Annotated in this window: 1 protein-coding gene; it reads left to right on the top strand. The window is 41.0% G+C overall.

What is annotated here, in order from left to right:
* The coding region (locus tag H5187_RS23845) for an IS3 family transposase (RefSeq protein WP_182798507.1) at positions 1-746 on the top strand (746 nt) is incomplete at both ends.

Below are 746 nucleotides of genomic sequence, written 5' to 3'. Positions count from 1 at the left end.
TTAGAGCGGCAGCGTATTATTAATACGGTTAACTCAACTGAGTATGGGCATTTACCGGCCAGTAAAATAGTCCCCAAGCTGCTTGATAACGGTATATGGATAGCGTCTGAAAGTTCATTTTATCGTGTCATGAAGGCACATAACTTATTAACGCATAGAGAAAAAGTAAAGCCAGCTAAGCCGATGAAAAAGCCAAGAGCATTGAAGGCAGTACGTGCAAATGAAGTATACACTTGGGATATCACCTATTTACCAACGAGCGTAAAAGGGCAATTTTTATACTTATATTTAGTGATGGACATTTTTAGTCGAAAGGTTGTTGGCTGGCAGGTTTACGACACACAGTTAAGTGAATTAGCCGCAGATTTAATGAAGGATATTTGCAGTCGGGAGCAAATAAAGCGCGAGCAAGTCACGTTGCACTCAGATAATGGTAGCCCAATGAAAGGCGCGACATTACTGGCAACATTACAGGAGTTAGGGATTGTGCCATCATTTAGTCGACCGTCAGTAAGTAATGACAATCCATACTCTGAGTCGTTATTTAAAACGTTAAAGTATCGCCCAGAATACCCAGAAAAGGCATTTGAAGATATAAGCGCAGCAAGAGAATGGGTAAGTGGGTTCGTTGATTGGTACAATAATGAGCACCTACACAGTGGTATAAAATTTGTGACGCCAAATCAACGTCATTTAGGTTTAGATAAAGAGATATTAGCCAAGCGTCAGCAGGTAAACGACGCAGC

The sequence above is a fragment of the Pseudoalteromonas sp. SG44-1 genome (genome assembly GCF_014164315.1).
Lineage (GTDB): Bacteria > Pseudomonadota > Gammaproteobacteria > Enterobacterales > Alteromonadaceae > Pseudoalteromonas > Pseudoalteromonas rhizosphaerae.
This window is presented reverse-complemented; position numbering and strand designations above follow the sequence as displayed.